This window comes from Rhodanobacter sp. OR87 (assembly GCF_000473345.1).
Classification (GTDB): Bacteria; Pseudomonadota; Gammaproteobacteria; order Xanthomonadales; family Rhodanobacteraceae; genus Rhodanobacter; species Rhodanobacter denitrificans.
In genome coordinates this window covers 53,952-78,756 of the sequence record NZ_AXBJ01000011.1, presented here as the reverse complement: position 1 = coordinate 78,756, position 24,805 = coordinate 53,952, and the positions used below count along the sequence as shown (strand labels likewise).

The window sequence follows — 24,805 nt, the reverse complement described above, 5'->3', positions numbered from 1 at the left end:
CGCGGGGCGTCAGCGCTCCAGCTGCGCCAGCGGCAGCGACGGCGAACGCTTCACCGTGCGCAGCACGAAGCTGGAATTGACATCGGCCACCCCCGCCGCGTTCAGCAGATGGTCGAGCAGGAAGCGCGAGAAGTCCTTGAGATCGGCCACGTAGACGTGCAGCAGGTAATCCATGTCGCCGGTCAGCGCGTGGCAGGCGACCACCTCGTCCCAGCCGTTGACGCGCTCCACGAAGCCCTCGATCGCCGCGCTCTCGTGTTTCACCAGCTGCACCCGCACGAACGCCTGCAGGCCCAGCCCCACCGCCTGCGGATCGACCTGCGCGGCATAGCCGGTGATCACCCGGTCCGCCTCCAGCCGCTGCAGCCGGCGCAGGCAGGCCGACGGCGACAGGCTGACCTGCTCGGCCAGTTCGGCGTTGGTGATGCGGCCCTCGCTCTGCAGCACGGCGAGGATGCGCAGGTCGGTGCGATCGAGTGTCGTCATGCGCAATAAACCTCAGACAATGGCTATTTAAAAGCAAGAATAGTGCATTTGTTCCGCGGCGCGATGCAACAAAACAACCCTGCTGCGGCCGAACCGCCGTATGCTGTGGCTTGCCCCGATCACACCGGAATCGCACCGATGGACACGCCCCGCAAAGTCGAACACCAGCAAACCGACCGCGGCTACGTGCCGGTGTACGCCACCGGCGTGGTCGAGCAGCCGTGGTCCAGCTACAGCAAGACCGACCACGAGGTGTGGGACACCTTGTTCAAGCGCCAGCGCGAACTGCTGCCCGGGCGCGCCTGCAGGGAGTTCCTCGCCGGGGTGGAGCGCTTCGGCCTGGGCAACGGCGGCATCCCGAAGTTCGAGGACGTCACCCGGGTACTGCGCCAGGCCACCGGCTGGGAGCTGGTGGCGGTGGAAGGCCTGCTGCCGGACGAGGTGTTCTTCGACCACCTGGCCAATCGCCGTTTCCCGGTCAGCTGGTGGATCAGGAAACCCGAGCAGCTCGACTACCTCAGCGAACCGGACCTGTTCCACGACCTGTTCGGCCACGTGCCGCTGCTGCTGAATCCGGTATTCGCCGACTACATGCAGGCCTACGGCCGCGGCGGCATGAAGGCGTTCGCGATCGGCCCCGAGGCGCTGATGAACCTCACCCGCCTATACTGGTACACGGTGGAGTTCGGCCTGATCCACACCGCCGAAGGCATGCGCATCTACGGCGCCGGCATCGTCAGCTCCAAGGGCGAGTCGATCTACTGCCTCGATTCGCCCTCGCCGAACCGCATCGGCTTCGGCCTGGAACGCGTGATGAGCACGCGCTACCGCATCGACACCTACCAGCAGACCTACTTCGTGATCGACAGCTTCGAGCAGCTGTTCGAGGCGACCCGGCCGGACTTCACGCCGATCTACGCCCGCCTGCACGAGCAGCCGGCGCACGCCGCCGGCGACGTGCTGGACGGCGATCGCGTATTCACCCGCGGTGATCGCGAGGGTTGGGCGACGAACGCGGATACCTAATACGTCCGCGCCCCACTACTGCGCAAGGGCCGGCCGAGATACCGGCCCTTTTTATTACTAACTGTTCGAAGCCTTGAAGTCGAGAGCAAATAGCTACCCAAGTTACCCGACCGCTATCGAGACCATAAAGAGTCAGGCAGCGAGCAACAGCCGGCCACCGCCGTAGACCACTACATCCGCCGCGTCGGCAAAATACCGGCCAGCCTTTTCAGTGTCTTTTGCCGACTCCAAAATGGCTATCAAGCGAAGATTCGGGCGCGCCGATCGGATGTCGCTGAACTTGCCACCGGCCTCATAGACCGACTTCCAACTGGTTTGGTCGTCATCGGCCGAGATGGTCTGAATCAGAGCTGGCTTGTGGCCGTCGAAGTCCAGCCCGAACGGGAACCGAAGCTGATGGCCACTGATTCCGACAACTTCCGGTCGCCGAGTGACCCGCTTACCGAATTGCGCCTCCAGCAGAGTGCCGATGATCCGCTCGAATCGCTCGTTATCCTTTGGTCGATACTTAAGGCTTGCCTGCGCAATCGCGCTCGCAGCCTGCATGTAGCGGGCAACCGCATACGGGAGTTCATCAAGGTCACATGTCGTACTGATTACGCCGTCGTCATCCAGCGTCAGACCGAATCCCTCCGCCAAGGCCCGGTAGCGTGCGGCCCGGTTGCGTGTAACGTTCGCGCCACTCACGGCGGCATTGAACACAACGTCGCCGTCATCCGTGATGCGAACGCACCCGTCTTCGTCAGCCACGATGTATGCGCCGATCAGCGCTCCATCGCTCGGGAACGTCCAATTTGATTCCAGATAGCCCGAACCCTCCGCCAATTTTACGTAGCGGCCACAGAGCGCGGTAGCAATGGCGTCGTGGTTCATACTGGCAGTCCAAGTTGCAGAATTGGAAGCTGGAATGGCGGTGCGCCAGTTATTCCGGCCTCGAAAACAAAATAGTCCCAATAGCTCTCAAGAGACCTCGATTCGAGTGGCTCGGCATACCCGTAAATGCAGTCATCGCTGACCGTGTGAACTTGAGGGTGCCCAACACGCTTTCCGTAGTATGGCCTGCCCAAGCCAACAGCGTTGACGTGCCCGGACGGCCCATTTTCGTCGATGGCGAACACCCGATAGTGGTTGAAGAAGAGGCCAAGGCTTAGCTTGTCTGGGCAACCTTGAATGCTGGATGTCTTGAAGTAGCATTCGACGAACAGACTGGCTGGTTGCGACCCATCCGGAAGGGCCAAGCGCTCCCGGAAAGTGAAGCCCCGTGGCCTACCTCCAGCATCTACCCATGTCATCTCACTCGATGCGACCCATACTTTTGAAAGGCCGATCATCCGCCTGATCTCGGCCACGATGGCCGGATCGGGTACACCCAAACCCTTACCCGCCATTGGATCCGTCCCCTGCTCGCATCCCCACTCCCCGACCCACCGGTTCGTTGAAGCCTACTGCGTACCGCCACTAACTGCCAGGCGAGAAGCCGCCGCGCAACCTGAGCTCCGCGCCGACTACGTGAGCCGTTCTTCCAGCCGGTTAGCGCGGCACGCCATCCACCCAAGGCTTGATGACATTGATCCACAGTAGGTAGCCCTTGCGGTTCATGTGCAGACCGTCTTCACCGAAAAGATCAGGCTGCGGTGCGCCCTCCTTGAGCATGGGCGTAAAGACATCTAGGTACGTCACGTCTTTTTGGGTTGCGGCATACGCCAGGACCAGCGCATTCGCCTCGCGGATCTTCGGCAACAGCGCCTTGCGCGCCACGCTGGGCTTGATCGCGATGAAGGCGATCGGCACGCCGGGATCGACCGCGCGCGCCTTGCGCACGAAGGCGGCGAAATCGTCGCGCACGTGCGCCGGGCTGTCGCCGTCCTGCAGGTCGTTGTCGCCGGCGTAGATCACGATCGCGCGCGGGTGGTACGGCGCCACGATGCGCTCGGCGAAGAAAGTGGCGTCGTCGATCTCCGAGCCGCCGAAGCCGCGGTTGATCGTGCGCACGCCGGGAAAATCCGCCGCCAGCGAGGTCCACAGGCGGATCGACGAGCTGCCGATGAACAGCACCGCGCCGGCCGGCGGCGGATGCATGCGATCGCCGGCCTGGAACGCGGCGATCTCCGCGTTCCACTGCGCGTGATCGTTCTCGCGGTTGTCGCGTGCCATCGCCAGCAATGGCCACAGCAGCAGGAACAGCAGCAGGTTGCGCAGGGTCTTCATCGGCTCGCCTCCCCGGGTGTGCCCGCAGCCTGGCGCGGCCGCGCCAGTTCCGAAACCGCCAGCACCTGCGCGATGCGCGTGCCGTCCCAGCGGTAGACCAGGTGCTGCGCCTGCACGCACGGCGCCACCACGTCAGGCTGGAATGCAGCCAGGCATTCGCCGCCCGGATCGCGCACGCTGTCGTAGACGATGCCGTTGGAACCCTGCTCGCGCAGCTCGCGGGCAAGCTTGATGCTGGCCGTATAGACGCCCGGATCGTGCTCGGCCTTCCAGCCGCCGCGGAGGTCGTGCAGGCGGCTGTCGACATGGGTGCGGTAGCAGCGCATCTGGATGTCGCAGGCCGGCTCGGCGGTGGCGGCAAGGAAGCGCTCGCGGTGGTACACGGTTTCCTCGACCGCGGTGGCGACGCTGTGCCCGGCGTAGAACACGCCCCAGCTGCCGTCGGAGAAGCGGCTGCCTTCCGGATTGAGATGGGTGAACGCGGCCATCACCGGGGTGGAGCCCGGCCCGCTGAGGCGATGCTCCTTCGGCACCAGTTTCAACGCGCCGGCTTCCTCGCGCAGGCGCGGGTTGGTCAGCGCCTCGATTGCGAACACCGCGTCAAGATCGGCCGGATCGGCGATGCGGTCGTACACCCCGACCGGCGGAAAGCGGCTGGGCACGATGCGGTAGGCCTGGTTCCAGCGGATGCGTTTGACGGGTGGCAACTCGGTTGGCATCGAGATTCCGTATCGAACAAGCGAACTCCCTCCTCTGCGACCGAAGGAAGTCCTTCAAGTGACAAGCGGGGGAGGAGCAAAGCGTGTGGCTGTCCCGTCTCGCGCACCGCGACGCGCAGCACAGTACAGCGCAGCGCCGCTCAGCCGCGCTGCGCATCCAGATACTGGCGTACCACGTACAGGTCGGCGACGTTGCCGGACAGCATGCGCTCCAGCGCGGAATGACCACCGAACAGCGGCGCCGCGTTCGGCTTGTGCAGCCAGGCATCGGCCTGGGCCGGGTCGGGGAACAGGATCTGCAGCGACTTCCAGATGCCGAGCAGGTAGCTGATCCGCTCCAGCGTGTCGCGCCCCAGCGCACCGCCCTGCTGGCGCTTCCACTTGTAGAAGGTCGATTCCGGCGGGTCGCCGAGCAGTTTGCGCTGGTCGGCGATGCGCAGCTTCCAGTGTTCGGCCAGCTTGAAGAACACGCGCAGCGCCGGATCGGCGAGCGTGTCCGGCGGCGTGTAGCGGGGTGCGGCTTCGGCGATGCGGGTCGAATGAGCAGCCATGGTGCCTACTCTCCCTGTGAAGTTATTGAAGATATTACTTCACAAGCACAGTAAAAACCAGCCAACCACCAGCTGGCCTCAATGTCCCGAAGCTCCCTTCGTCTTCGCGCAGTCGCACGCGTAGTCCGGCTCCGGACCGCCCTCGGCGATGAAGCGGTCGATGCGCTGCTCCAGCACCGGCAGCGGTACCGAACCGAGCGCGAGCACGGTATCGTGGAAGTGGCGGATGTCGAACTTTCCGCCCAGCGCCTGTTCCGCCTTCGCGCGCAGCTCGCGGATCTTCAGGTAGCCCAGTTCGTACGACAGCGCCTGGCCCGGCCAGCTGATGTAGCGGTCCACCTCGTTGGCGATCTCCCGTGCGGACAGCGCGGTGTTGCCGGTCAGGTAGTCGATCGCCTGCTGGCGCGTCCAGCCGAGGTGATGGATGCCGGTATCGACCACCAGCCGGCAGGCGCGCCACATCTGGTAGGTGAGGTAGCCGAAGCGCTCGTACGGCGTGTGGTAGATGCCCATCTCGTTGCCGAGGTATTCCGAGTACAGGCCCCAGCCCTCGCCGTAGGCGGAGATGTAGCTGTTGCGGCGGAACGCGGGCTGCTCGTGCTGTTCGTCGGCCAGCTCCAGCTGCAGCGCGTGGCCGGGGTAGCTCTCGTGCAGGGTCAGCGCCGGCACGTTGAACAGCGGCCGCGACTTCAGGTCGTAGGTGTTGACCAGGTAGGCATCGGCGCCGCCGCGGCCGGAGGTGTAGTACGGCGCGATGTCGGCCGGCACCGGCTTGATGGTGAAGTGCGCGCGCGGCAGGTGGCCGAAGTAGCGCGACATCTGGCCGTCCACCTGCTTGGCCACCCAGGCGCTGCGCATCAGCAGTTCGTCTGGCGTCTTCGCGTAGAACTGCGGGTCCGTGCGCAGGAACGTGAGGAACTCGGCGAAGCTGCCCTTGAAGCCGGTGTCCTGCATCACCTGCAGCATCTGCGCGTGGATCTTCGCCACTTGGTCGAGGCCGATCTGGTGGATCTCGTCGGGCCCCAGGTCGAGCGTGGTGTACTCGCGGATCTGCTGGCGATAGAACGCCTTGCCGTCGGGCAACGCCTCGGCCGCCAGTGTGGTGCGCGCCTGCGGCACGTATTCATTGCGGAAGAAGGCCAGCAGCTTCGCGTAGGCGGGGATCACCTCGTCGCGGATCTGCCGCAGCGCCTGGCCCTGCAGCGCCTGCGCACGATCGGCCGGGATCGAGGCCGGCAGTTGCCGGAAGGGTTCGTAGAAGCTGCTGCGGGTCGGGTCTTTCAGCTCGGCCACCGCGGCGATCGAGGCGTCACGCCCGCCCAGCACCGCACGCGGCACGCTGAAGCCGCGCCTGAGGCCGGCGCGCATGTTCGCGATCTGCTGGTCGAAGTAGGCCGGGACCTGGCCGAGCCGGTCGAGGTAGCGCTGGTAGTCGGCGGCCGTGCGCAGGCGGTCGCCACCCAGCACGTAACCGAGATCGGACCAGAACGCGGAGTCGCTGTTGAACGGCATCTGCCAGGCCTGGAACTTCTGCCCGGCGACGAAGTTGCCGATCTGCTCGCGATAGATCGCGTAGTTGACCTGATTGGCCGGCGATAGCCGCGTCACGTCGACGCCGTCGAGCCGCTTCAGCACACCCTGCCAATACGCCAGCCGCCGCTGCTGGCTGGCGGCATCGACCTGGTCGAGCCGGCCGCTGTTCAGCTGCGGCTCGCCGGCGGTGCTGATGCCGGCCTGGCCGGTGCGCCAGGCCCACTCGGCACGGTAGATGTCCTTGAAGCGTGCATCGGCGCTGGCGCTGGCGGCGGCGGGCGGCGGCGTGGCGGCCGCCTGCAGCGGCGCGGCGCTGCAGGTCAGCGCGAGCGCGGCCAGCCGCGCGATCATCAGGGGCTTGTTCACACGGATTCCTTGCAGCGGGACGGCGTCAACGTGCATCACGCGACGTGATGCGAACGCCTATCCTCGCCTTCCTGCCGCGGCATGGCAACGTGGGGCCAGCCGCACCGCTCAGCCGAGATCGAGCTTGCCCACGCCGACCGCGCGCAAGTAGGCGGCCAGGTCGCGTTCGCCGGTCTCGACGAAGACCTCGCCGCTGGGCACGCAAGTATCGATGCGGTCCGGGCGGAAATTGCGGAAGTCGCCGCGCAGCCGGCACCACGCGCCCAGCGTCCACTTGCCGCCCCAGAACGACAGGCACAGCGGCTCGACCTCGCGCGTGCTGGGCTTGCCGCCCTCGTCGCGATACTCCAGCCGCAGCACCTGGCTGTCCACGATGGCCGCATGCAGCCGGTCGATCAGCGCGGCGAAATCGTCGCGGTACTGGTCGCGCCACACCGGCGCGAAGATCCGCGTACGCGCGGCGCGCTCGCGCAATTCCGGCGGCAGCACCGCCTCGATCTTCAGCAAGGCGGACTGCGCGCTCTCGGCCAGCCGGGTGCCGGCGAACGCGCGCACGAAGCGCGAGCCGACCACCAGGGCTTCGAGCTCGTTCGCGGTGAACATCAGCGGCGGGATGTCCGAGCCCTTGCGCAGCACGTAGCCGACGCCGGCCTCCCCCTCGATCGGCACGCCGGACAGCTGCAGGTCGGCGACGTCGCGGTACACCGTGCGCAGCGACACGCCCAGGGTCTGCGCCAGCGAGCGCGCCTGCAACGCGGTACGCCGGCCGCGCAGGGCATGGATGATGAGGAACAGGCGATCGGCTCGACGCATCCGTACATCATCGCCGAGGCACCTGCGGGCGAACAGCGCCGAACGTCACGCCGGACGCGATACATCGCGTCACCCGGCCCGGGCGGCCAGCAGTTCGGCATCCTTGGCCGCGGCGCGCTGCATCGCCGGGCGCGCCAGCACGCGGTCGATATAGGCGCGGATCACCGGCAGCTCAGGCACCAGCTTGAACAGGGTGGTCCAGTTCAGCGCCGTGCCCCACAGCACGTCAGCGGCGCTGAAGGTGTCGCCGAGCAGGTACGGGCCTTGTTCGAGCTGGTCGACCAGCGTCTGCAGCATGGTGTCGTAGTCGCCGTAGCCGCAGGTCGACGGCGGCGCGGGTGCGCGCTGCATCGACTTGTCGACCATCGCCGGCTCGAAGCACGAGCCGTAGAACACCAGCCAGCGCAGGTAGGGCCCGCGCAGGGGGTCACCCAGTGGCGGCGCCAGCTTCGCGGCGGGGTAGAGATCGGCCAGGTAGATGAACACCGCCGACTGCTCGGTGACCAGCGCGCCGGCGTGATGGATCGCCGGCACCTTGCCCATCGGGTTGATCGCCAGATACTGCGACCGGCGCTGTTCGCCGGCCTTCAGGTCGAGCAGCTGCAGCTCGTAGTCGGCACCGAGTTCCTCGAGCAGGGCACGGGTGCCGGCGGAGCGGCTCTGCAGCGCATGAAAGAAGGTGACGCGGGGTGTCGTGTCCATGCTGGGTGCTCCCGGCCGATGGGGTGATGTCAGTGCTGCGGAAACGGGCCGCCGCCGGCTCGTCGCGGTCCATGTCGATCGCGCCGGGGCAGGGCTTCGCCACGCCGCTGCCGGCGAGGCCAGCGGCGAGTCGAAGAACGCCTTGCGACGGGCGGGATCATGCTTTGCCGCGCGGGTGCCAGACGATGTGGGTCAGTGCAGCCAGCAGGGTGCGCCGGCGCGCGCGCGGCGCGGCGGCGTCGGTCGGGGCCGGCTTGGGCAGCTTGTACTGCCCATCCAGCAGCAGGCCATTCAGATAGAGCGGACGATAGGCCATCAGCACGGTTTTCAGTAGCGGCTTCATGGTGGGCTCCTCAGGCCGTCGCCACGGCTTCGCCGACGCACCACGGCGGCAGCTCGGCGTGCTTGAACAGGCGGTACCAGTGTTCGCGGTCGCTGGGGCTGTACAGGTCCAGCGTGCGGATCACCTCGCGCGCGAACTCCACGCTGCCGAGGTGGCTGGCGCTGATCACGCCGCCGTCGCTGACCGCCAGCACGCCGGCGTCGTACTGCTCGGCGCCGGCGTAGGCCGGGACGTGGCTGTCGATGTGCCCGGCCCAGTTGCCGGTGTGCCGGCAGTGGTCGAGCAGGCCGCTGCGGGCCAGCGCCAGCACGCCGCTGTCGATGGCGGCCACCGGCGCCCCGGCGGTGTACAGCCGGCGGATCGCCGCCACCGCCGCGGCACCCTCGCCGCGCTGCCACAGGTGGCCGCCGGGCACGATCAGCAACGCCGCCCGCTTGAGATCGAGCTGATCCAGCGACAGCTCGGGCTGCACGCGAAGGCCGCCCATCGAGACCACCGGCGCCGTCGAGAAGCCCACCGCCTGCACCTGCCAGTCGCCGGGCCGGCGGATCTCGCACAGGGCCAGCGCGGCCTGCCAGTCGGCAAAGCCGTCGAACACCAGGAAATAAACCACGTCGCGCATGTCGTATCCCTCCGCTATGGAGGTACAGCTTGCCCACCCCTTGCTGCCAACGTGATGTCAGCAGCCGGGCTGGATGCGGGCACGCGGGCTGCCGGGCTGGCACCGTTCAGCCGGAGCCGGGACAATGGCGCTTCCTCTTGCCACGGACCCGACATGAAACCCGTCTCGCTGATCCAGTTCCTGATCGAGGAACGCCGCGCCGGCCACATCAACGCCGAACTCTCGCTGCTGATCGAAGTGGTCGCGCGCGCCTGCAAGCGCATCGGCGTGGCCACCGGCAAGGGCGCGCTGGGCGGCGTGCTGGGCATGGCCGGCAACGGCGACGCGCTGAGCATGAACGTCCAGGGCGAAGCGCAGAAGAAGCTGGACGTGATCTCCAACGAGATCCTGCTGGAGGCGAACGCCTGGGGTGGCCACCTCGCCGCCTGCGCCTCGGAGGAGATGGAAGACCCGCAGCAGATCCCGGACGGCTACCCGAAGGGCCAGCACCTGCTGCTGTTCGACCCGCTGGACGGCTCCTCGAACATCGACGTCAACATCTCGGTCGGCACCATCTTCTCGGTGCTGCGCTGCCCGGACGGCGTGACCGAGCCGAAGGCCGAGCACTTCCTGCAGCCGGGCACCGCCCAGCTCGCCGCCGGCTACGTGGTGTACGGCCCGTCCACCGTGCTGGTGCTCACCTTCGGCCACGGCACCCACGAGTTCACGCTGGACCGCGAGGTGGGCAGTTTCATCCTCAGCCGCCGCGGCATCCGCATTCCGGCCGAGACCGCCGAGTTCGCCATCAACATGTCCAACCAGCGCCACTGGCAGGCGCCGATGCAGCGCTACGTCGGCGAGCTGCTGGCCGGCAAGGAAGGCCCGCGCGGCAAGGACTTCAACATGCGCTGGGTCGCCTCGATGGTGGCCGACGTGCACCGCATCGTGACCCGCGGGGGCGTGTTCTATTACCCGCTGGACGCCAAGATCGAAAAGCAGGGCGGCAAGCTGCGCCTGATGTACGAGGCCAACCCGATGGCCTTCATCGTCGAGCAGGCCGGCGGTGCCGCCACCACCGGGCGCCAACGCATCATGGAAGTGCAGCCGAGCGGCCTGCACCAGCGCGTGCCGGTGTTCCTCGGTTCGAAGCAGGAGGTCGAACTGGCCACGCACTACCACCGGGAAGCCGACGGCGCCGTGGGCTGACTGACTCCCTTCGGTCACCAGCCTCCCCCTGCATGCAGCGGGAGGAGCGGATCAAAAACCTCCGACACCGACACCCATGCCTCTCCGCCGCCTGCTGCCACTGCTCGCCACGCTCCTGCTGGGCGCCTGCACGCATGCCACCAAACCGGTGCCGCCACCGGCGGCGCCGCCACCGGTGAAGCTGAAGATCGGCCTCGCCCTTGGCGGCGGTGCGGCCAAGGGCTTCGCGCACATCGGCGTGATCAAGATGCTGGAGGCCAGCGGCATCCACCCGGACGTGGTCGCCGGCACCAGCGCCGGCAGCGTGGTCGGCGCGCTGTACGCCAGCGGCATGGATGCGTTCGCGCTGCAGCAGACCGCGTTCGGCCTGGACGAAGCGAAGATCCGCGACGTGCGGCTGTTTTCCGGCGGCCTGGTGCAAGGCCAGGCACTGCAGGACTACGTCAACCAGCTGCTGCACAAGCAGCCGATCGAGCAGCTGAAGCGGCCCTTCGCCGCGGTCGCCACCGAGCTGGAAACCGGCACGCGCACGGTGTTCGTGCGCGGCAATACCGGCCGCGCGGTGCGCGCGTCGTCGAGCATTCCCGGCGTGTTCGAGCCGGTCGAGATCCACGGCAAGCACTATGTCGACGGCGGCGTGGTCAGCCCGATCCCGGTCGACGCGGCGCGCCAGCTCGGCGCCGACTTCGTGATCGCGGTGGACATCTCCGCCATGCCCGACGGCAGCAACCCGCAGGACATGATGGGCATCGTCGGCCAGTCCATCACCATCATGGGCCGGCAATTGGCTGCACAGGAAAGTGCGCGCGCCGACGTGGTGATCCGTCCCGACCTACGCGGCATCGGCCCGACCGATTTCGAGCAGAAGAACCAGGCCATCCTCGAGGGCGAGAAAGCCGCGTTGGCGGCGATCCCGGCGATCCGCACCAAGCTGGCCGCGATGGTCGCGGCGCACCAGGCCGCCGCGGCCACCGTCGCCCCCTGAGCCACGCCGGCCGTGCCGTCCTGCACTTGGCGCCGGTGACCACCGGGTTGTAGCGTGGGGACTTCCCGCGCCGGAATCCTCCCATGCTGAAACGCTCGCGCCTGATCCTCCCGCTGTCGCTGCTGACTGTGGCACTGGCACCGCATGCCTTCGCCGCCACGCCCACGGTCGATCCGCGCATCGAACAGGTGCTGACCGAGCTGGGCAAGGCGCAGTCGATCCAGGCGGTGGCGCTGTCGCCGGACGGCAAACAGCTGGCGTGGGTGATCCGGCGCGACGACAAGCCGGCGATCGAGGTGGCCGACGCCGACGGCCGCCATGCGCACCGCATCAGCGCCGCCACCACGCCGGGCAGCTGTGCCGAATCCGGCATCGCCTGGGCGCCCGATTCGCGCCGCCTCGCCTTCATTGCCAATTGCCACGTCGATCTGACCAGCACCAAGGCGATGCAGAACGCCATCTATCTCGCCGACACGCGCGGCGGCGGCGCGCCGGCGCGGCTGGCCGCACTGCAAGGCTACGTGCGTTCGCTGCAATGGACTGCCGACGGCAAGTCGCTCGGCTTCCTCTACGTGCCCGGCGCCACCCGCCACGCCAGCGCGGTGGCCGCCGCCAAGCCGGCCGCCGGCGAGATCGGCGTGAGCGGGCTGGAAGTGCAGCGCGTGGCCAGCGTCGACGTGGCCAACGGCACGCTGCGCGAACTGACCCCGGCCACGCTGTACGCCTACGAATTCGACTGGTCGCCGGACGGCTCGCGCATCGCCTACACCGCCGCGCCGCCGCCGGGCGACAACAACTGGTGGATCGCGAAGCTTTACGTGCAGAGCGCGCAGGCGGACGCCGACGCCCGCGTGCTGGTCGACCCGGCCGGCACCGCCAGCGCTTCGCTGCACGGCCTGCAGATCGCGCTGCCGCGCTGGTCGCCGGAAGCCGCGCGGATCGCCTTCATCGGCGGCCTGATGAGCGACCAGGGCGCCACCGGTGGCGACATCTATGCGGTGCCGGCCGGCGGTGGTGCGCCGGTCGATCTCACGCCGGGCATCCACGTCACGCCGTCGTGGCTGCGCTGGAGCGGGCCGCACTCGCTGCTGGTCAGCCAGGTCAGCAACGGCCAGAGCCAGCTGGCGGATTACGCCGTCACCGGCGACCGCGCGCAGCAGCAGCGCGTGCATTTCACCGTGCCGGCCAGCATCGGCGACGGCAGCGCGTCGATGGCGATGTCGCTCTCCGCTGACCTCAGGCACGTGGCCTTCGTGCAGAGCTCGTACACGGCCGCCAGCGAGGTGCATGCCGGCGCGCTGGGTCACGCGCCGCCGCCGGCAGTGACCGCGTTCAACGCCGCGCTGAAACCGGCCTGGGGCAAGGCCGAATCGGTGGAGTGGAACAACGAGGGCTTCCACGTGCAGGGCTGGCTGCTGTACCCGGCCCACTACGACGCGAAGAAGCGCTACCCGATGATCGTGGTGGTGCATGGCGGCCCGTCCAGCGCGGTGATCCCGCGCTGGCCCGGCGTCGGTTACGGCGGCGCGCCGCTGTCTGCGCTGGGCTATTTCGTGTTCATGCCGAACCCGCGCGGCAGCTTCGGCCAGGGCGAGCGGTTCGTGCAAGCGAACCGCAGGGATTTCGGCTACGGCGACCTGCGCGACATCCTCGCCGGCGTCGACGCGGTGGAGAAGAAGCTGCCGGTGGACGACCAGCGGCTCGGCCTCACCGGCTGGAGCTACGGCGGCTTCATGAGCATGTTCGCGCCCACGCAGACCCAGCGCTTCCGCGCCGTGGTGGCCGGCGCCGGCATCGCCAACTGGCAGAGCTACTACGGCCAGAACCTGATCGACCAGTGGATGCCGCCGTTCTTCGGCGCCAGCGTCTACGACGACCCGGCGGTGTACGCGAAGAGCTCGGCGATCAACTTCGTCAAGCAGGTGAAGACGCCGATGCTGATCGTGGTCGGCGATCGCGACGCCGAATGCCCGGCGCCGCAATCGTTCGAGATGTGGCACGCGCTGCGCGCGCAGAACGTGCCGACCTCGCTGGTGGTCTACCCGAACGAAGGCCACCACTTCGTCGATCCCGCGCACCAGCGCGACGTGCTGCAACGGGCTTTGGCGTGGTTCGCGAAGTACCTACCGGCCTCGAACTAAGCGAAATCTCGTCAAATATTTATTCAATCTGGTACAGAACAATTTGTAAACACATGAAATAAAGTGAATTTGACATGAAATATCTATTCATGTATCCATTCATTCATGACTCCTCGCCTATCCGCACCAGATCGCCTGCTCGACGCGTTGCGCGCACGTCGGCTGGCCAGCGCGCGTGAACTCGGCAACGCACTCGGTGCCAGCCAGCCGAGCATCTCGCGCTGGCTGGCCGCGGCCGGCGATCAGATCGTGCGGATCGGGCAGGCACGCAGTTCACGCTACGCCGCCGTGCGCAACGTACGCGGCCTGGGCGAGCGTTGGCCGCTATACCGCATCGACAGCAACGGCCGGCCCCGCACGTTCGCCCAGCTGACCGCCCTGCATGGCGAGGGTTGTCTGATCACCCCCGCGCAATCAGTCGACTGGCTGCGCAACGAGTTCCGCGACGGCGTCTTTCCCGGCCTGCCATGGTTCCTTGACGACATGCGGCCGCAAGGCTTTCTCGGCCGCCTGTTTGCGCAGCGCAGTGCGTCCGAACTGGGCCTGGACCCTGACATCCTGCGCTGGAACGAGGACGCGGTACTCACGGCACTCTTACTGCGGGGCGAGGACGCTCCGGGCAATTTCGTGCTGGGCGATTCGTCGCTGGATCGGGCGCTGCGCGCTGCGCCCGATCCGATTCCCTCGCCGCAGCGTGCCGAACGCTACGCCGCCCTGGCGCAAGCCACGCTGGCCGGCGAACGGGCCGGTTCCTCGGCCGCCGGCGAGCAGCCGAAATTCACTGCCTGCATCGAGGACGGTGATGGCTCACTGCGCCACGTCATCGTGAAATTCAGCGAGTCGATCGAAGCCAATCCGGTAGCCCGGCGTTGGGCCGACCTACTGATCTGCGAATACCTCGCCAACCAACTGCTGGGCGAGCACGGCCACGCCAGCGCCAGCGACGAACTGGTCTGGTCGCAAAGGCAACTCTGCCTGGAATCGACCCGCTTCGACCGCGCAGGTGCGCACGGCCGGCGCGGCTTCGTCTCGCTGGCGGCGTGGAGCGACGCGTACGACGGCGTTCGCGACAGCTGGCCGGAAACGGCCGAGCGCATGCAGCGCGGCGGCTGGCTCGACACCGGTGCGCTCGGACAGATCCGCCAACGTTGGTGGTTCGGCCGCATGATCGGCAACACCGACATGCACTTCGGCAACCTCGGTTTCTTCCTCGACGACGCCTTGCCGCTGCAGCTGGCACCCAGTTACGACATGCTGCCGATGCTGTACCGGCCCGCCGCCAACGGCAGCATCGCACCGCGCGATTACCAGCCGCCGACGCCGCTGCCCGCCACGTTGTCGCACTGGCAGCAGACGGCTGCCTGGGCCGCCGCGTTCTGGCAACGCGTGGCGCAGCACCCGCAACTGAGTCCGGACTTTCGCCACATCGCCATCGACAACCAGGCTCGGCTGGATAGCCTGCGCCAGCGCTTCGGCTGAGCAACCCAGATGGATCACCGCCCTGTCAGGAGTCATGCCTGACAGCGGCTAAGTGTATTGCTGTACTGATACACATGGATGCTTCTCTGCTTACCGTTCAACCCACCGCGCCGGAGCCAATCTATCGGCAGATCGTCGAGCAGCTGCGCCGGCTGATTGCCGGCGGCCAGCTCGCGCACGGCGAACGGCTGCCGTCGGTGCGCGAGGTCGCCGGTTTCCACGCAATCAACCCGATGACCGTGTCGCGCGCCTACGGCATCGCCGAAAGCGAAGGCCTGGTCGAACGGCTGCGCGGCAAGGGCATGGCCGTTATCGCCATGCGCAAGGCCGCGCAAAGCGAAAGCCACCGGCTGGCCCTGCTCGAACCGCAACTGCAGGCGCTGGCGCGCCATGCGAACGAACTCGAATTGCCTGCCGCCTCGGTGCTGCGGCAACTGACCCGACTGCTGGGAGACTGAAATGAGCGCCATGCTCCACGACATCGAGACCGCCGCCGCCCCGCTTGCGGTACACGGCCTGATCCACTGCGCGGGTGATCACGCTCTTGGCGCGCTCCTCGGTGACCTCGGTGCGCGGGCGCGGTGCATCCCCGTCCAGCAGCGCGCTCTGCCAGCCGTCGTCCTCGGCCTGGTGGCGGATGCTTTCGAAGCGGCCTTCCGGATTGGAGGCGGCGCCGCGGCCCTTGAGCGGGCGCGTCGCGGGGAACTGTTCCGGGGAGGCCGGCAATGGCGAGGGACGATCCATCGCGGCAGTGTCGCGCGGCGACGTCTCAGCCGTCGCGACATTTTTGCGCGGCGTGATCCGGCGCGCGCCGGACGCGCCATGGCGACGCTATGATGCGGCCGTCCGCCGCTGCCGGCGGTGCGCTTCCACCTGTCGGGGCTTACTTCATGCGCTGGCTGCTGCTCGTCTCCACCGTGTTCGCGTTCGTGCTGTGCTTCACCCGCCACGGCGCCGGCGCCTGGGGCTTCTGGCTGCTGGTCGGGCTGATCGGCGTCTTCGCCACCACGCTGGCCTTCGTGCAGGCGCGCATCGCCGGCAGCGCACGCGGGGACAGCCTGTCCGAGTACGACCTGAAGCGGCTGCGCGAAGGCAAGGATCCGCTGAAGCACGATCGCCTGGCTCGATAAGGTCGCTGCGGGCAGGAGCGCACCCTGTGCGCGATGCTCTGAGGTCAATCCAGCCAAGAGCATCGCGCACAGGGTGCGCTCCTACAGGCCGAGCTCGTCGACCATCGCCTCGCGCATGCGGTACTTCTGCACCTTGCCGGTCACCGTCATCGGGAAGGCGTCGACGAAGCGCACGTAGTGCGGCACCTTGTAGTAGGCGAGGTGATGGCGGCAGTAGTCCTGGATCTCGGCTTCGCTGGCGCCGGCACCTTCGCGCAGACGGACCCACGCGCACACCTGCTCGCCGAACTTCGTGTCGGGCACGCCGAACACCTGCACGTCGAGCACCTTCGGGTGGGCGTACAGGAACTCCTCGACCTCGCGCGGGTACACGTTCTCGCCGCCGCGGATGATCATGTCCTTGAGCCGGCCCACGATGCGGCAGTAACCGTCTGCGTCGATCACCGCGAGGTCGCCGGTGTGCATCCAGCGTGCCGCGTCGATCACCTCGCGGGTGCGCGATTCGTCTTCCCAGTAGCCCAGCATCACCGAGTAGCCGCGCGTGCACAGCTCGCCCGGCGTGCCGCGCGGCACGATGAGCCCACGTTCGTCGACCAGCTTCACCTCCAGCTGCGGATGGATCCGGCCCACGCTGTCCACGCGGCGCTCCAGCGGGTCGTCCGGCACGGTCTGGAAGCTCACCGGGCTGGTCTCGGTCATGCCGTAGGCGATGGTGATCTCGGCCAGGTGCATCTCGCCGACCACCCGCCGCATCACCTCGATCGGGCACGGCGAGCCAGCCATGATGCCGGTGCGCAGGGTCGACAGGTCGAACTCGGCGAAGCGCGGGTGTTCCAGCTCGGCAATGAACATGGTGGGCACGCCGTGCAGGCCGGTGCATTTTTCCTCCGCCACGGTTTCCAGCGTGGCCAGCGCGTCGAAGCCCTCGCCGGGGATCACCATGCAGGCGCCGTGGGTGACGCAGGCGAGGTTGCCCAGCACCATGCCGAAGCAGTGGTAGAACGGTACCGGGATGCACAGCCGGTCGTACTCGGTGAGGCGCATCGCCTCGCCGATGAACCAGCCGTTGTTGACGATGTTGTGGTGGGTCAGCGTGGCGCCTTTCGGTGCGCCGGTGGTGCCGGAGGTGAACTGGATATTGACCGGATCGTCGAAGCCCAGTTCGCGTTCCACCTCGTGCAGCCGCGCCAGCGCCGCGGCGTCGCCGAGCGCCGCCAGCTGCCACCAGCCGCGCGTGCCGGGCGCCGGTTCGTCGTCGAGCAGGACCACCTCGCGCAGCGCCGGCAGCCGCGCCGCGCGTAACTCTCCCGGCACGCCGGCGGCCAGCTCCGGCGCCAGTTCGGTCAGGATGTCCAGGTAATGCGAGGTCTTGAAGCGGCGCGGCAGCACCAGCGCGCGGCAAGCCACCTTGTTCAGCGAATACTCCAGCTCGTGCGTGCGGTAAGCCGGATTGATGTTGACCAGCACCAGCCCGGCCTTCGGCGCGGCGAACTGCAGCAGCACCCACTCGGCGCGGTTCGGCGACCAGATGCCGATGCGCTCGCCGGGTTCGAGGCCCAGCGCCAGCAGCCCGGCAGCGATGCGTTCCACTTCGGTGTGGAATTGCCGGTAGCTCAGGCGCACGCCCTGCGCGCGCACCACCAGCGCCGGTCGATCGGGGTATGCGACGGCGATGCGGTCGATCAGCGAACCCACGGTGTCGCCCAGCAGCGGCTGCGCGCTGGCGCCGTGAACGTAACTTGCTGCGCTACTCATCGGTGCTCTCCCGTAGTCATCGTACGCAGCCCGGCTGCCAGCATAGCGTCTGCTTCCGGATCGCCGCTGCGCGTGCATGGTGCGGGTCGGCAGAATCACGCTTCAATCACGATCGCTGCACGGCAGAACTAGGACGCTTGCGCTGACATCGCGGCATGGCATCCTGCCGCCCCGCATTACCTGGGAATTCACGATGACTGCATCCGGCTTGATCATTTTTCTGCTCATCGGCGCGATCGCCGGCTGGCTGGCCGGCCTGATCGTGCGCGGTTTCGGCTTCGGCCTGCTCGGCAATATCGTGGTCGGCATCATCGGCGCGTTTCTCGCTGGCTGGCTGCTGCCGATGCTCGGCATCGGCTTCAGTCTCGGCAGCCCGATCGTCACCAGCATCATCTACGCGATGATCGGCGCGATCGTGCTGCTGGTGCTCATCGGCCTGATCAAGCGCGCCTGACCCGTCCGGTTCACCGTGGCCAACAAAAACGCAGCGGCACGAGCCGCTGCGTTTTTGGTTTCCAGGCGACTGTACTCAGTCGTTGAGGTCGACGTCCTTGGTCTCGCGCACGAACAGCATGCCGATCACGAAGGTCATCGTGGCAATCACCACCGGATACCACAGGCCGGCGTAGAAGTTGCCGGTGGCCGCGACGATGCCGAACGATACCGAGGGCAGGAAGCCGCCGAACCAGCCGTTGCCGATGTGGTAGGGCAGGCTCATCGAGGTGTAGCGGATGCGGGTGGGGAACATCTCCACCAGCCACGCGGCGATTGGTCCGTAGACCATCGTCACGTAGAGCACCAGGATGGTCAGCAGCAGGATCACCATCGGCGTGTTGGTCTGCGCCGGGTCGGCCTTGGCCGGGTAACCGGCAGCGGCCAGGGCCTTGCCGACGCTGTCGCCGAACGCCTTGCCCTGCGCGGTGAAGTCGGCCTTGGCCAGGGCGCCGCCCTCGAACGCGGGGAAGTCCTGGCCGCCGACCGAGACGACCGCCAGCGTGCCCGGCGCCGCGGCGACGTTCTCGTACGGCACGCCGCGCTTGGCCAGGTAGCTCTTGGCCACGTCGCAGGAGCTGGTGAAGACCTTCTTGCCGATCAGGTCGATCTGCACGCTGCAGCCAGCCGGATCAGCCAGCACCTTGACCGGCGAGGTCACGCTGGCCGCCTCGATCGCCGGGTTGCCGTAGTGGGTGAGGCCCTTGAAGATCGGGAAGTAGGTCAGCGCGGCGAGCAGGCAGCCGGCCAGCACCACCGGCTTGCGCCCGATCTTGTCCGACAGCCAGCCGAACACCACGAAGAACGGCGTGCCGATCACCAGCGCCGCGGCGATCAGCAACTGCGTGGTGGTGGCGTCGATCTTCAGCGTGCTGCCGAGGAAGTACATCGCGTAGAACTGGCCGCAGTACCACACCACGGCCTGACCGGCGGTGGCGCCGAGCAGGGCCAGGATCACCAGCTTCAGGTTGCCCCAGCGCGCGAACGATTCGGTCAGCGGCGCCTTCGACTGCTTGCCCTCCTCCTTCATCTGCTTGAACACCGGCGACTCGGCCAGTTGCAAGCGGATGTACACCGAGATCGCCAGCAGCAGCGAGGACAGCAGGAACGGAATGCGCCAGCCCCAGTCGTTGAACTTGTCGCCGAGCATCCACTTGCAGCCCAGGATCACCAGCAGCGACAGGAACAGGCCGAAGGTGGCGGTGATCTGGATGAAGCTGGTGTACAGGCCGCGCTTGCCGTGCGGCGCATGCTCGGCCACGTAGGTGGCCGCGCCGCCGTATTCGCCGCCGAGTGCCAGGCCCTGCAGCATGCGCAGCGCGATCAGGATCACTGGTGCGGCCACCCCGATCGAGCCGTAACTGGGCAGCAGGCCGACGAAGAACGTGGACAGGCCCATGATCACGATGGTGATCAGGAAGGTGTACTTGCGCCCGACCAGGTCGCCGACCCGGCCGAACACCAGCGCGCCGAACGGACGCACCGCGAAGCCGGCGGCGAACGCCAGCAGGGCGAACACCAGCTGGCTGGCCTCGTTCAGGCCGGAGAAGAACTGGTGGCCGATGATCACGGCGAGCGAGCCGTACAGGTAGAAGTCGTACCACTCGAACACGGTGCCCAGGCTGGAAGCCAGGATCACCCGCTTGTGGCTGACGTCGAGCGCGGCGTCGGCCTGGTTGCCGATGGCGCCAATGGCATTGCTGGCCATGATGTTTCCCCTCCCGAATGGTGTGAGATGCCTCTGCCCGGAACGCTGGGGAGAAGTCGGAAGGTGCGGACCGTCCCTTGCCCCGGGCCGCACCTCGTCATCCTCCCGCTGTCGCGGGAGGTGGGTCGGCGGCGCGCCGGGGCACGCCGCCATGAACCTCAGAAGCGATAAAGCGCGTTGAGGCTGAACTGGTTGCCGGTGGTGGTCTTGCGATCCACGCCGTTGCTGGTGGAGTCGAGCTTGTCGTGCATCCATTCGGCGCTGAGGTCATACGAGCCGGCGGTGTACTGCAGGCTCAGCGCGGTCTGGCGGTTGCGCAGCAAGCCGGTCGAGCCGTTGCCCATCCAGGCGATCACGTCCTTGCTGTCGGGTTTGCTGTAGGCATAGAACGCATACAGGCTCCAGTTCGGCGTGAAGCTGTAGCCCGCCTGCACGAAGCCGCCGCTCTCCTGGATGTCGCCGAACTGCGACATCGCGCCGAAGATCTCGCCCAGGCCGTTGCCGGTGTAGGCCAGTCCCTTGAACGTCCACGGGCCCGGCTTCCACTGGCCGCCGATTTCGTAGCCGGTGCTCTTCACGCTGGACTGGATCGGCGTCGGCGCGGTGCCGCCCACGCCGCGCAGGTCGACCTTGCTGTAGTGCGCCGAGAAGTACGCCAGCCAGTTCTTGTCCTGCACGTGCAAGCGTGCCTCCACCTGCGGGCGGAAGCCGGCGCTGCCGGCGGTGAGGTAGTTGACGTTGTTGCCCGGTCCGCTCCAGGTGCCCTCGAACGCGCCCACGTCGAGCCGCCACTGCGCACCGGTACTGCCGTGGTTGAGGTCCTGCATCACCACCACGCCGGGGAAGCGCCAGCCGCCGTAGCCGGAACCGAAGCCGAGCGGGAACGCGATGTGCGCCAGCGAGGTCGGCGAGTTGTCGACCGGGAACATCAGGTCCCACTGCTGGCCGATGCGCACGGTGGTGCCGCTCTCGGGGTTGGTCAGGTCCATGTAGGCCTGGCGCAGACGCGGCGTCGGCTGCTGCTGGCTGTACGCGCCGGTGCCGTTGAAGCCGCCGAAGAAGTCCATCTCGATGCGCCCGCCGCCGCTCCAGTTGCCGGCGAACTTGGCGCCCTTGAAGTCGAGCCAGAAGCGCGTGTTGCGCACGTCGACCCCGGAGAGCGAGCCTTTCGAGCCGGGGATCGGGAACAGCGCGTTCTGACCGTTGCCGTAGGTGAAGCTCTTGTTCTGGCTGAACGCGCTGGCGCTGACGAAACCGTGCAGCGCCACCGACACGCCGGGCGCGCTGCTGAACACCGGCGTCGCCGCCACTGGGGCCGCCGCCACGTTCTGCGCGGGTGCCGGCGGCGCGGGCGCGGCCTTCTGCGCCTGGATCATCGCCTTCAGTTCGTTCAACTGCTGCTCGAGCTGCGCCACACGCTGCTCAAGTTGCTGCTCGCGCGTGTCCGCCTGCGCGTGGCCGGCCAGCGGAAGCATCAGGGCGCAAGCCATGCTCAGGGCAAGCGCGGAGTAACGATGGGTGTGTCGTTGAGTCATGCGTGCGTCTCCCCGGGGTCGATGACGAGCCGAGCATGGCCATGCTGCGACGCGGGCGACTATTCGCCTTTGGTCGAACTTCGACCAAAGTCGAGCCGGCGGCGCGCCGCTACCTTCGCGACGATCGGGCTACACTCGAAGCGTGCGCACCGCCGGGCGTCGACGCCTGCCGCGGGATCCCCCTTCGCCACCTTCCACGCCGAGCCAGCAGGAGCCCAGCCATGTCCAAGCTCTATCCGGTCAACCCTTCGTTTGCCGCCGCGTCGCGCCTGCGCCGCGACGACTACACCCGCCTCTACGCCGAGTCGGTCAGCGACCCGGAAGGCTTCTGGGGCCGCATCGGGCAGCGCCTGGACTGGATCAAGCCGCCGACCAAGATCAAGGACGTCTCGTTCGATCCGAAGGATCTGCACATCCGCTGGTACGAGGACGGCGAGCTCAATGTCTCGGCGAACTGCCTCGACCGCCAGCTGGAAAAGCGCGGCGACAAGGTGGCGATCATCTTCGAGGGCGACGACCCGAAGGACTCGCGCAAGATCACCTACCGCGAGCTGCACGCCGAGGTGTGCAAGTTCGCCAACACGCTGAAGCACCTGGGCGTGGTCAAGGGCGACCGCGTGGCGATCTACCTGCCGATGATCCCCGAGGCGGCGGTGGCGATGCTGGCCTGCGCGCGGCTCGGCGCGATCCACTCGGTGGTGTTCGGCGGCTTCTCGCCCGACTCGCTGGCCGGGCGCATCGTCGATTCGCAGGCCAAGGTGGTGATCACCGCCGACGAGGGTCGGCGCGCCGGCAAGCACATCCCGCTCAAGGTCAACGTGGATGCGGCACTGGAACGCCCCGGCACCAACAGCGTGGAGACCGTGATCGTGGTGCGCCACACCGGCGGCGCGGTGCACATGCAGTCGCCGCGCGACCGCTACTGGCACACGCTGATGGAAGGCCAGTCGGCCGACTGCGCGCCCACCCCGGTCGAGGCCGAGCACCCGCTGTTCGTGCTGTACACCTCCGGCTCCACCGGCAAGCCGAAGGGCGTGCAGCACTCCACCGGCGGCTACCTGGTGTTCATCAGCTACACCCACGAGCAGGTGTTCGACCTGCGCGAGGACGACATCTACTGGTGCACCGCCGACGTGGGCTGGGTCACCGGCCACAGCTACGTGGTGTACGGCCCGCTGTGCAACGGCGCCACCACCGTGATGTTCGAGGGCGTGCCGAACTACCCCGACCACAGCCGCTTCTGGCAGGTGATCGACAAGCACCAGGTCAGCATCTTCTACACCGCGCCCACCGCGATCCGCGCGCTGATGCGCGAGGGCGAAGCGCCGGTGAAGAAGTGCTCTCGCGCGTCGCTGCGCCTGCTCGGCTCGGTCGGCGAGCCGATCAACCCGGAGGCGTGGGAGTGGTACTACCGTGTGGTCGGCGAGGAGCGCTGCCCGATCGTCGACACCTGGTGGCAGACCGAGACTGGCGGCATCATGATCTCGCCGCTGCCCGGCGCGATCGCCACCAAGCCCGGCTCGGCCACCCTGCCGTTCTTCGGCGTGAAGCCGGCCATCGTCGACGCCGAAGGCACCGTGCAGGAAGGCGTGGCCGAAGGCAACCTGCTGATCACCGATTCCTGGCCGGGCCAGGTGCGCACCATCTACGGCGACCACCAGCGCTTCATCGAAACCTACTTCAGCGCCTACCCCGGCAACTACTTCTCCGGCGACGGCGCGCGCCGCGACGAGGACGGCTACTACTGGATCACCGGCCGCGTCGACGACGTGATCAACGTGTCCGGCCACCGCCTCGGCACCGCCGAAGTGGAGAGCGCGCTGGTGGCGCACCCGAAGGTGGCCGAGGCGGCCGTGGTCGGCTGCCCGCACGAGATCAAGGGCCAGGGCATCTATGCGTACGTCACCCTGGTCGCCGGCGAAACCGGCAGCGACGAGCTGCGCAAGGAACTGATCGCCTGGGTGCGCAAGGAGATTGGCCCGATCGCCACGCCGGACTACCTGCAGTGGGCGCCCGGCCTGCCGAAGACGCGCTCGGGCAAGATCATGCGCCGCATCCTGCGCAAGATCGGCGAGAATCTGCCCGACCAGCTCGGCGACATCACCACCCTGGCCGATCCCAGCGTGGTGAAGAACCTGGTGGACGAGCGATTGATCAAATGAGGAAATGGCAGGAGCGCACGCCGTGCGCTGTGCTTTTCCACACAGCGGAGCAAAAGCATCGCGCACGGGGTGCGCTCCCGCCTTGCCGACGAACGCCATGCCCGACATCCTGATCGCCGACGACCACCCGCTGTTCCGCGACGCGCTGCAGCGCGCGGTGCTGGCCGCCATGCCGCAGGCACGCGTGCATACCGCCGACAGCGTGCACGCCCTGCTCGGCCTGATCGAGCAATTCCCCGATGCCGAGCTACTGCTGCTGGACCTGCACATGCCCGGCGCGCGCGGCTATTCCGCGCTGGCGCACATCCGCGGCCAGTATCCGGGCCTGCCGACCATCGTGGTGTCCGGCCACGAAGAAGCGCAGGTGGCACGCCGCGCGCTGGCTCACGGTGCGTCGGCGTACATCCCGAAATCGAGTTCGGGCGAAAGCATCGTGGCGGCGATCCGCGCCGTGCTCGACGGCGACGTCTGGCTGCCGCCACAACTGGTCGGCGGCAACGCCGAGCTCAGGCCCGACGAAGCCGCCGCTGCCGCGCAGGTCGCCGCGCTGACACCGCAGCAGTTTCGCGTGATGACGATGATCGCCGAAGGCCTGCTGAACAAGCAGATCGCCTGGGAGCTCGGCGTTTCCGAAGCCACCGTCAAGGCGCACATGACCGCGATCATGCGCAAGCTCGGCGTCAACAACCGCACCCAGGTCGCGCTGATCGCCAGCCAGCTGGCGGTCGAACCCGGCGCGATGCAGCCGCTGCCCGAAGACGACGACGCCTGAAGCCGTCCTGGGCAGGCTTGCGAAGGCAATCCGCCACCGCGGAAAGCCCGGATTGCCCCATGGCGGAACGCACGGCGGAATTCGCGCCAGCA

General features: G+C 67.5%; 24 protein-coding genes and 1 pseudogene. 10 read left to right on the top strand and 15 right to left on the bottom strand.

Annotation, left to right across the window (positions count from 1 at the left end; all coding sequences use genetic code 11):
- Positions 1-9: 9 nt before the first annotated feature.
- Positions 10-486 carry an Lrp/AsnC family transcriptional regulator gene (locus RHOOR87_RS0111435; RefSeq protein ID WP_015446366.1) on the bottom strand — a complete coding sequence of 159 codons (477 nt, stop codon included), beginning with the start codon at positions 484-486 and terminating at the stop codon, positions 10-12.
- A gap of 138 nt (positions 487-624) precedes the next feature.
- Here RHOOR87_RS0111435 and phhA point away from each other — a divergent pair, with 138 nt between their 5' ends.
- Complete coding sequence (gene phhA, locus RHOOR87_RS0111430) at positions 625-1,512, top strand: phenylalanine 4-monooxygenase (protein WP_027485083.1); 888 nt, start codon at positions 625-627, stop codon at positions 1,510-1,512.
- A 132-nt stretch (positions 1,513-1,644) separates the two neighbouring features.
- Here phhA and RHOOR87_RS0111425 read toward each other — a convergent pair whose 3' ends face one another.
- The 10 genes from RHOOR87_RS0111425 to RHOOR87_RS0111385 all read right to left on the bottom strand — a co-directional run bounded on the left by RHOOR87_RS0111425 (position 1,645) and on the right by RHOOR87_RS0111385 (position 9,369).
- Positions 1,645-2,385, bottom strand: coding sequence for a DUF1828 domain-containing protein (locus RHOOR87_RS0111425; protein ID WP_027485082.1), 741 nt, complete (start codon positions 2,383-2,385; stop codon positions 1,645-1,647).
- A complete protein-coding gene (locus RHOOR87_RS20415; RefSeq protein WP_155950945.1) occupies positions 2,382-2,900 on the bottom strand; it encodes a hypothetical protein in 519 nt (172 codons plus the stop codon). Before RHOOR87_RS20415 ends, RHOOR87_RS0111425 begins: the two co-directional genes overlap by 4 nt.
- Positions 2,901-3,042: 142 nt before the next feature.
- Positions 3,043-3,720 (bottom strand): SGNH/GDSL hydrolase family protein, encoded by a 678-nt coding sequence (locus RHOOR87_RS0111420; RefSeq protein WP_027485081.1) that lies wholly within the window; start codon positions 3,718-3,720, stop codon positions 3,043-3,045.
- Positions 3,717-4,439 carry an RES family NAD+ phosphorylase gene (locus tag RHOOR87_RS0111415; RefSeq protein ID WP_027485080.1) on the bottom strand — a complete coding sequence of 241 codons (723 nt, stop codon included), beginning with the start codon at positions 4,437-4,439 and terminating at the stop codon, positions 3,717-3,719. Before RHOOR87_RS0111415 ends, RHOOR87_RS0111420 begins: the two co-directional genes overlap by 4 nt.
- A 140-nt stretch (positions 4,440-4,579) precedes the next feature.
- On the bottom strand, positions 4,580-4,990 hold the full coding sequence (locus tag RHOOR87_RS0111410; protein WP_027485079.1) for an MbcA/ParS/Xre antitoxin family protein: 411 nt from the start codon (positions 4,988-4,990) through the stop codon (positions 4,580-4,582).
- A gap of 78 nt (positions 4,991-5,068) precedes the next feature.
- Entirely contained in the window at positions 5,069-6,874 is a 1,806-nt protein-coding gene (locus tag RHOOR87_RS0111405; RefSeq protein ID WP_051357953.1) for a DUF885 family protein, read from the bottom strand.
- Between the two features lie 123 nt (positions 6,875-6,997).
- The gene (locus RHOOR87_RS0111400) at positions 6,998-7,702 is read right to left on the bottom strand and encodes a YafY family protein (RefSeq protein WP_007510093.1); all 705 of its coding nucleotides are present in this window, start codon (positions 7,700-7,702) and stop codon (positions 6,998-7,000) included.
- A gap of 69 nt (positions 7,703-7,771) precedes the next feature.
- Positions 7,772-8,404, bottom strand: a complete 633-nt coding sequence (locus RHOOR87_RS0111395; protein WP_027485077.1) for a glutathione S-transferase family protein — start codon at positions 8,402-8,404, stop codon at positions 7,772-7,774.
- 157 nt (positions 8,405-8,561) lie between these two features.
- Positions 8,562-8,747 carry a hypothetical protein gene (locus tag RHOOR87_RS0111390; protein WP_007510087.1) on the bottom strand — a complete coding sequence of 62 codons (186 nt, stop codon included), beginning with the start codon at positions 8,745-8,747 and terminating at the stop codon, positions 8,562-8,564.
- 10 nt (positions 8,748-8,757) lie between these two features.
- Positions 8,758-9,369 (bottom strand): DJ-1/PfpI family protein, encoded by a 612-nt coding sequence (locus RHOOR87_RS0111385; protein ID WP_027485076.1) that lies wholly within the window; start codon positions 9,367-9,369, stop codon positions 8,758-8,760.
- Between the two features lie 153 nt (positions 9,370-9,522).
- Here RHOOR87_RS0111385 and RHOOR87_RS0111380 point away from each other — a divergent pair, with 153 nt between their 5' ends.
- The 5 genes from RHOOR87_RS0111380 to RHOOR87_RS0111360 all read left to right on the top strand — a co-directional run bounded on the left by RHOOR87_RS0111380 (position 9,523) and on the right by RHOOR87_RS0111360 (position 15,617).
- Entirely contained in the window at positions 9,523-10,554 is a 1,032-nt protein-coding gene (locus RHOOR87_RS0111380; RefSeq protein ID WP_007510082.1) for a class 1 fructose-bisphosphatase, read from the top strand.
- Between the two features lie 76 nt (positions 10,555-10,630).
- The gene (locus RHOOR87_RS0111375; RefSeq protein WP_027485075.1) at positions 10,631-11,539 is read left to right on the top strand and encodes a patatin-like phospholipase family protein; all 909 of its coding nucleotides are present in this window, start codon (positions 10,631-10,633) and stop codon (positions 11,537-11,539) included.
- Between the two features lie 83 nt (positions 11,540-11,622).
- Positions 11,623-13,680, top strand: a complete 2,058-nt coding sequence (locus tag RHOOR87_RS0111370) for a S9 family peptidase (RefSeq protein WP_027485074.1) — start codon at positions 11,623-11,625, stop codon at positions 13,678-13,680.
- A gap of 105 nt (positions 13,681-13,785) precedes the next feature.
- Positions 13,786-15,159 (top strand): type II toxin-antitoxin system HipA family toxin YjjJ, encoded by a 1,374-nt coding sequence (gene yjjJ, locus RHOOR87_RS0111365; RefSeq protein WP_027485073.1) that lies wholly within the window; start codon positions 13,786-13,788, stop codon positions 15,157-15,159.
- A 74-nt stretch (positions 15,160-15,233) separates the two neighbouring features.
- Positions 15,234-15,617 (top strand): GntR family transcriptional regulator, encoded by a 384-nt coding sequence (locus RHOOR87_RS0111360; protein WP_007510068.1) that lies wholly within the window; start codon positions 15,234-15,236, stop codon positions 15,615-15,617.
- A gap of 70 nt (positions 15,618-15,687) precedes the next feature.
- On the opposite strand, the pseudogene RHOOR87_RS20765 reads toward RHOOR87_RS0111360, so the two are convergent.
- Positions 15,688-15,903: pseudogene (locus RHOOR87_RS20765) on the bottom strand (radical SAM protein); the annotation flags it as partial.
- Positions 15,904-16,049: 146 nt separating this feature from the next.
- Here RHOOR87_RS20765 and RHOOR87_RS0111350 point away from each other — a divergent pair.
- Positions 16,050-16,289, top strand: a complete 240-nt coding sequence (locus tag RHOOR87_RS0111350; protein WP_007510064.1) for a hypothetical protein — start codon at positions 16,050-16,052, stop codon at positions 16,287-16,289.
- 81 nt (positions 16,290-16,370) lie between these two features.
- Here the strand turns inward: RHOOR87_RS0111350 and RHOOR87_RS0111345 are convergent, their stop codons facing one another.
- Positions 16,371-18,044, bottom strand: coding sequence for an AMP-binding protein (locus RHOOR87_RS0111345; protein ID WP_007510062.1), 1,674 nt, complete (start codon positions 18,042-18,044; stop codon positions 16,371-16,373).
- A 76-nt stretch (positions 18,045-18,120) separates the two neighbouring features.
- On the opposite strand from RHOOR87_RS0111345, the gene RHOOR87_RS0111340 reads away from it, so the two are divergent.
- The gene (locus tag RHOOR87_RS0111340; protein ID WP_231378329.1) at positions 18,121-18,498 is read left to right on the top strand and encodes a GlsB/YeaQ/YmgE family stress response membrane protein; all 378 of its coding nucleotides are present in this window, start codon (positions 18,121-18,123) and stop codon (positions 18,496-18,498) included.
- A gap of 75 nt (positions 18,499-18,573) precedes the next feature.
- Here RHOOR87_RS0111340 and RHOOR87_RS0111335 read toward each other — a convergent pair whose 3' ends face one another.
- Together RHOOR87_RS0111335 and RHOOR87_RS0111330 are read right to left on the bottom strand one after the other, a co-directional pair.
- On the bottom strand, positions 18,574-20,244 hold the full coding sequence (locus RHOOR87_RS0111335) for an MFS transporter (RefSeq protein WP_007510058.1): 1,671 nt from the start codon (positions 20,242-20,244) through the stop codon (positions 18,574-18,576).
- A gap of 158 nt (positions 20,245-20,402) precedes the next feature.
- Positions 20,403-21,779 (bottom strand): carbohydrate porin, encoded by a 1,377-nt coding sequence (locus tag RHOOR87_RS0111330; RefSeq protein ID WP_027485072.1) that lies wholly within the window; start codon positions 21,777-21,779, stop codon positions 20,403-20,405.
- Positions 21,780-22,000: 221 nt separating this feature from the next.
- Here RHOOR87_RS0111330 and acs point away from each other — a divergent pair, with 221 nt between their 5' ends.
- Both acs and RHOOR87_RS0111320 read left to right on the top strand, forming a co-directional pair.
- A complete protein-coding gene (gene acs / locus RHOOR87_RS0111325; RefSeq protein WP_027485071.1) occupies positions 22,001-23,941 on the top strand; it encodes an acetate--CoA ligase in 1,941 nt (646 codons plus the stop codon).
- A 97-nt stretch (positions 23,942-24,038) separates the two neighbouring features.
- Positions 24,039-24,713, top strand: a complete 675-nt coding sequence (locus tag RHOOR87_RS0111320) for a response regulator transcription factor (protein WP_007510051.1) — start codon at positions 24,039-24,041, stop codon at positions 24,711-24,713.
- Positions 24,714-24,805 lie beyond the last annotated feature (92 nt).